Annotated in this window: 6 protein-coding genes; 2 read left to right on the forward strand and 4 right to left on the reverse strand. The window is 71.8% G+C overall.

Translation table 11 applies throughout. The annotated features are described in order from the left end of the window. A partial coding sequence (locus tag E1266_RS34770; protein WP_132054439.1) for a HAMP domain-containing sensor histidine kinase occupies positions 1-706 on the reverse strand: 706 nt, incomplete at its 3' end. A 314-nt stretch (positions 707-1,020) separates the two neighbouring features. Between E1266_RS34770 and E1266_RS34775 the strand changes: the two genes are divergently transcribed. Together E1266_RS34775 and E1266_RS38525 are read left to right on the forward strand one after the other, a co-directional pair. Further along, complete coding sequence (locus E1266_RS34775; protein WP_132054441.1) at positions 1,021-2,577, forward strand: Rieske 2Fe-2S domain-containing protein; 1,557 nt, start codon at positions 1,021-1,023, stop codon at positions 2,575-2,577. A gap of 182 nt (positions 2,578-2,759) precedes the next feature. Continuing rightward, on the forward strand, positions 2,760-2,933 hold the full coding sequence (locus E1266_RS38525) for a hypothetical protein (protein ID WP_165966328.1): 174 nt from the start codon (positions 2,760-2,762) through the stop codon (positions 2,931-2,933). A gap of 43 nt (positions 2,934-2,976) precedes the next feature. Here E1266_RS38525 and E1266_RS34780 read toward each other — a convergent pair whose 3' ends face one another. The 3 genes from E1266_RS34780 to E1266_RS34790 form a co-directional block, all read right to left on the reverse strand. Then, a complete protein-coding gene (locus E1266_RS34780) occupies positions 2,977-3,903 on the reverse strand; it encodes a hypothetical protein (RefSeq protein ID WP_132054443.1) in 927 nt (308 codons plus the stop codon). A gap of 21 nt (positions 3,904-3,924) precedes the next feature. Continuing rightward, a complete protein-coding gene (locus E1266_RS34785; RefSeq protein WP_132054445.1) occupies positions 3,925-4,668 on the reverse strand; it encodes a sugar transferase in 744 nt (247 codons plus the stop codon). A gap of 2 nt (positions 4,669-4,670) precedes the next feature. Beyond that, a partial coding sequence (locus tag E1266_RS34790) for an oligosaccharide flippase family protein (protein ID WP_132054447.1) occupies positions 4,671-6,052 on the reverse strand: 1,382 nt, incomplete at its 5' end.

The following is a 6,052-nucleotide window of genomic DNA, read 5'->3' on the forward strand; positions in this document are numbered from 1 at the left end:
GGTCGGGGGGCGGGGCGGCGGGTAGCAGCATTCGTACGCGGGCTCCGCCCATCTCGCAGGTGCGGATCTCCAGGCTGCCGCCGTAGCCGGAGATGAGGTCGTGGACGATGCCGAGCCCGAGCGACGCGAGGCCGGGCCGGTGCGTGCCGCGGTCCGCGCCGAAGCCGGGGCCGTCGTCGTCGACCTGGATGGCGATCCAGCCCTGCTCCGCCTCGACCCGGACGCCGACCCGCCCCTCCGCGACGCGGCACGCGTTGTCGAGGACGTTGCGGACCGCGCGCCACAGCGCGACCGGGTCCATGTGGGCCCACGCCTCGCCGCCGGTGAAGCACACCTCGTGCGGGGTCGCGAGGCGCATCCCGGTGACGACCTCGGCGGTGAGGTCGTCGACCCGGATGCGCTCCGGGGCGGGCAGCGCCCGGCCGTCGTCGCGGTCGGGCCCGTCGCCGTCGTCGAGCTGCCGCAGCAGATGGTCCAGCCAGCGGGTCTCGCCGAGGAGCTGCTCGACGCGGGCCCGGCTCGTGTCGCCGATGTCGTCCGCGACCACGACGGCCGACGCCAGCATGATGATCGTGCCGAGCTCGTGCCTGATGTCGTGCCGGAGCCGCCTCCGCCACAGGAGCCGCTCCGCGCGTTCCGCGTCCGCCTCCCCGGGGGCGCCGCGGGAGGCGCCCTGACCCGTTCCGGTGAGCGTCCCCACTCCCACCGGGGCGGCCCCCCGAGCCTCCGCCGGCGACGACCGAGCCCGCCCGTTGCTCATGAGAACCCCCGTTCGCTCTTACGGCACCCGCCATAGACGGTCACCCCGCTCACCTGCGCGTGTCCAGTCAATTGACCGCAACAGACCCGTGTATGTCCAGAAGTGGACATACACGCGAGTAACGTAAACTATGTCCTTTATGGAAGCGTCTCAGTCGCGATAGTCAGATCTCCGCCGGCCTTTTCTTTCATCCCTACGGCGTAGCCGCTTTGCGCATTCCTGTGGGTGCGGCGGAGCGGCCGGGGAGAGACAGTCTCCACATGCCGAAGGTAACCTTTCTCGGACATGCGGGGGTCGCGGTGGACGCGACCGCCTTCCACCTGCTCGCGGACCCGTGGCTCGCTCCGACGGGGGCCTTTCTCGGAGCCTGGCACCAGTACCCGAGAAACGATCATCTCGATACCGCCGCGTTGCTCGACGCCGACTGGATCGCGGTCTCGCACGAGCATCTAGATCATTTCGACCCCTGGGTGCTGGAGCGGCTTCCCGAGCGCACCCGGATCCTCATTCCGCACTATCCCGGACCGGCCTTCCGGGAACGGATGACCGCCGCCGCCGGCGGCCGCCAGGTAATCGAGTTGCCCGCCTGGGAGAAATTCCCGCTCGACACTCAGGGGTCCTGGATCACCGCGATTCCGGAACTATCTCCGATGTGTCACGACGCGGCCTTTCTCATCGTCGCCGACGGGCGCGGAATCCTGCACTGCAACGACGCCCGGTTGACCGCCGCGCAGGCCCGCCGCGCCAAGCACCTGGCGGGCGGCACGCTCGACCTGATGGCCGTGCAGACGTCCGGCGCGTCCTGGCACCCGATCTGCTACGAGTACCCGGCCGAGGAGATGGCCCGGATCTCCATGGACAAGCGGATCTCGAAGCTCCGCTCCGTGCAGCGCCTCGTCCGGCAGACCGCGCCGGAGCTCGCCGTCCCGTTCGCCGGCCCGCCCTGCTTCCTGGACGCGGAGGTCGGCCACCTCAACTGGGTCCTCGACCGGCGCGAGGGCGCGTTCTGCGACCCGGACGTCTCCGCCGAATGGCTGCGCGAGCACCTCCCGCAGCAGCGCTGGGACTACTTCAGGCCGGGCGACGTCCTCGACCTCGACACCGGCGAGTGCACCCGCGACCCGGTCTCGGCCGAGTTCTCCTTCGCCGACGCCGGCGAGTACCTCGACCGCTACGCCGCCGACCGCGCGGCCGCGATCGCCGAGGTGATCGCGGACCATCCGGAACCCGGGCCCGGCCTCTACGAGCGGTTCGCCGCCCACTTCGCGTACCTGGGCGGCCTCAGCGACTACTTCCTCCGCCAGATCGCCATGGTCGTCCGCTTCGAGGTCACCGGGCCCAACGGCGGCGTCTGGGACGTGGACTTCGCACCGGACGCCCTCACCGTTGCGCACGCGTCCCCGGACGTGCGCCCCCACTACCGCATCACTGCCGCGGGCCGCTGGGTCGACGCCGTCCTCGACGGCCGGATGGCCTGGGAGGACCTCCTGATCTCGTTCCGCGTCAGCCTCTACCGCGACCCCGACGTCTACAACGACTACCTGGTCGGCCTCCTCAAGCACGCCAACGCGCCCGCGCTGACGGCCGTCGAGGAGTACGAGACCGGACGCGACGAGAGCGAGCGCATCACCGTCGAATGCGACGGCGACCGCTACGACATCCCCCGCTACTGCCCCCACGCCGGCGAGGACCTCAGCGTGGGCGCCATCGTCCGCGACGGCCGGATCCACTGCCTGGCGCACAACTTCGCCTTCGACCTGGCAACGGGCGAGTGCGTCAACGCAAGAGCCGCCAACCTCACCAGCCACCGCGTCTGAACCCGCGTTCCCTTGCGGCGTGTTGTTGTTATCCGGTCCGCCATAACGACGACACGCCGCAACCCAACCGCTCGGAAATCGGTAACGATGTGGGTACGGAGGGTGCATCCGGGAATGGGTTTTGGATCATGGTGTGTTAGGTTTTATGCCGGTTTAGCTGGGGGTTTGAAGGGGTGCGCGGGGTGGACCGCAAGAGGCTCGGCCTGATGGTCGTCGCGTTCGTTCTGGTCGTGGGTGTCATGGAGGTGCTGGCCCTGAAGCTCGGCTCGATGGAGCTTCCGATTCCGACCGGGCCGGAGCAGCCGACCGTCGCCGACAGGCAGAGTCAGGTCAGCGAGAGGCCGAGCCAGAACTGATCCCCGCCAGGCTGATCCTCGCCAGAACTGATCCCCGCCCGGGTCAGCCGCTGTTGCGGGCCTTCATGATGCTCTGCAGGTCCGGGTGCTCGCCGCCGGTGGCGTCGGCGAGGGTGGGGCAGGCCCATTCGTCCTGGTGTCCCCAGGAGTAGGAGATCTCCAGCGGGGGACGCGGCGCGAGGCGGTCCCAGCGGGCGAGGATCCCGAGGAACTGGGCCCGGGTCGGCAGCCAGTACTGCTTGTCGCCCTCGGAGCAGCTCTGCCCGAACGTCTGCAGGACGGGCGCGACCCTGTCGCGGGGGATGCCGGCGTCGTCGGCCATCCGGACCATGCGGTCGATGGCGCCGATGTCGCAGCGTTCGAGGACGTCCGCCGAGCCCTTGCAGGGGTAGGGGTCGAGCCCGAACAGGTCGACGCCAATGCGGCCGGGGGTCAGCGGCTCCATCGGGAAGTCGGTGAGCGAGACGAACGAGACCTGCCCCGGCGCGTTCCGCTCGATGTACTCGGCGCGGCGGCGGATCTCCCCGGCGACCTCGGGGCAGTCGCCGGCGTTCGGCTCGTCCGACAGGTACCAGCCGAACACCCGCGGGTCCCGGCCGAACCGGTCGACGGCGTCCTTGAACTCCTGGAAGCCGAGGACGAAGTCGTCACAGTGGTAGTTGCCGACCCACAGCATCGCCTCCATGCCGGGAGGGACGCCGTCGACCTGTTCGGCGTCGGGCGCTACGTCCACCAGGTCGTAGCCGAGGGCGCGCAGGCGCGGGTAGTCGGCGGGTTCGGTGTTGAGCGCGATGCGGCGGGTGCCGGTCGCCTCCGCCGCGGGCGTGCCCGGTGAGGCGGGCGGCCCCCGGTACGGCGGCTCCGGGGCGGGCGGCCCCGTGTGCAGCCGGAGCGCGAGGCCGGTGAGCAGCATGACCGCGGCTACCGCGGCGACCGCCGTGGTCAGGTACCGGACGCTCCGGAAGCGCATGCGAACCTCTCTGGCGTGCCGCTAGGCGGCGGACCCGGGCCGCTCCGCGGGACGCGCGGTGTCCGGCGGCGGCGCCGCCTCCCGCACGTTCCCGTCCCCCGATACCCGCAGCGGCGGGACGGTGAAACCGAGGACGTACCAGACGGTCTGGGCCAGCGTCCGGAGCGTCGCGCGCATCGACGGGTCGCTCAGGTACACCGCGTCGACCGCCGCCTGCGCCGGGACGAGCCGCTCGACGTAGAAGGCCAGGTCGACCTCCTCGCCGGGCGGCAGGACGTCGGAGTCGCGGAACCTGACCTGGGACATGCCCGTCATCCCCGGCCGGTGGTCGAAGATCCACCGCCAGCGCGCGTCGTAGTACACCGCGAGGTCGTAGGTCTCCGGGCGCGGCCCCACGAGCGTCATGTCGCCGCGCAGGACGTTCACGAGCTGCGGCAGCTCGTCCAGGTAGAAGCGGCGCAGCACCCGGCCGAGGCGGGTGACGCGCGGGTCGCTGGTGGCGGTGACCTTCATGCCGCCGGCGTTCTGCCGCATCGTCCGGAACTTGAGGATGGTGAACGGCCGGCCGCCCTGCCCGACCCGGGTCTGCCGGAAGATCCCGGGACCCCGGCTCGTGAGCCGCACCAGCGCGTAGATGAGCACCAGCGGCACCGAGAACAGCGCCAGCCCCGCCAGCGCCCCCGCGATGTCGAGCGCCCGGCGGCCGGCCGAGGGCGGGATCCCGCCGGACGGGTCGACGGGCCGGGCGATGAGGTCGTCGGACATGGTCACCCCTTATTCCTGACGTGCTGGAACCAGGCCAGCAGGGCCGCGGTGGTGGCGAGGAAGGAGACGGACGTCGCGACCGCGGCGCCCTCCGCGCCGTGCGCCGGGATCAGCACGGCGCCGAGCGCGACGACGACCAGCAGGCCGATGCCCTGCCCGGTGGACGCCGCGCCCGGCCGCCCGACGCCGTACAGGTAGGCCATGATCAGGCCGGTCACCCCGAACGTGACGACGCCGGCGAGGCGGATGTAGGTGGGCACGACCGCGTCGTCGAACACGTCGCCGAACACCCACGGCAGCGCCGTCCCGGCGATCAGCGCGAGCGGCAGCGCGGCGAGGACGGAGATGCCGAGCGCGGGCAGGATGAGCGCGGCGGTGCGGCGCGCGGCGCTGCGCTTGTCTTCCCTGGCGAAGTCGGGGTACAGGACGTAGTTCACCGCGAGCCCCGGAAGCTGCACCAGCTCCGCGAACTTGCTGGCGACCGTGTACACGCCCAGCACCTTCGGCCCGGCGAGCGCGCCCAGCAGGGCCATGTCGAAGCGGAGCTGGAGGAGGTCGATGAGCTGGCCGACGTAGCCGCGGAACCCGTAGCCGGTGATGGATTTGCCGAGCCGCGCGTCGGGCCGTCCCCAGCCGCGGAAGAACCCGCGCCGCCGCAGCCGCCGCGCGATCCACGCCGCGGCGGCGAGGTCGGCGAGGACGAGCCCGGCGACGAGCGCGCCCGGCCCGTGCCAGGCAAGCAGGATCGCGACGTAGATGGGCAGGAACACGAACTCCTCGACGGCGATGGCGAGGCTCGCGCCGTTCGGGTCGTCGGTCCCCTGGAGCAGCCCCTTCCCGACGGACACGAACCCCTGCGTGAACGCCGGGACGGCCGCGGCGAGCGTCACCCACACGCCGAACGACTTGAAGAACACGTGGAAGAGCAGCGGGCTCAGCGCGAGCCAGGTCAGCGCGGCCAGGACCGCCCCGATGACGGTCAGCCAGGCGAGCGTCGGCCGGACCCGGCTCGGGCCGCGCTCGTCCCGCGCCAGGAAGTAGGGCGCGGCGGCCGGGAGCCCCCCGTTCGACAGGTGGCAGAGCAGCCCCGGCAGGATCCGGACGAGCGTGAACGCCCCGACCAGCTCCGGCCCGCCGACCCGCGCGACGAGGACCGTCGCGAGCCCGAGCGACGCCAGTGCCCCCACCCGCGCCGCCATGTTCCCGGCGACCAGCGACACGAGCCGCTTGCGGAGGCCCTTCTCCTCGGCGTCCTCGGCCGCCGTGGTCTCGGCGCCCGGCGGTGGGCCTTCTTCATCGGGTTCCTTCCGCTCGGTGCCGCGCTCGCGTAAGGGCGCCCGCTGAGCGGGGACGAGAACCGGGGAAGGGGTGGATGACCCGGGCG

The sequence above is a fragment of the Actinomadura sp. 7K534 genome, from assembly GCF_004348575.1.
In the GTDB taxonomy this organism is placed as follows: Bacteria; Actinomycetota; Actinomycetes; order Streptosporangiales; family Streptosporangiaceae; genus Spirillospora; species Spirillospora livida.

What these genes read in the sequence shown, in the direction of transcription:
- E1266_RS34775 (WP_132054441.1), top strand. Translation starts at nt 1,021, where the DNA reads ATGCCGAAGGTAACCTTTCTCGGACATGCGGGGGTCGCGGTGGACGCG.
- E1266_RS34785 (WP_132054445.1), bottom strand. Translation starts at nt 4,668, where the DNA reads ATGTCCGACGACCTCATCGCCCGGCCCGTCGACCCGTCCGGCGGGATC.
- E1266_RS34780 (WP_132054443.1), bottom strand. Translation starts at nt 3,903, where the DNA reads ATGCGCTTCCGGAGCGTCCGGTACCTGACCACGGCGGTCGCCGCGGTA.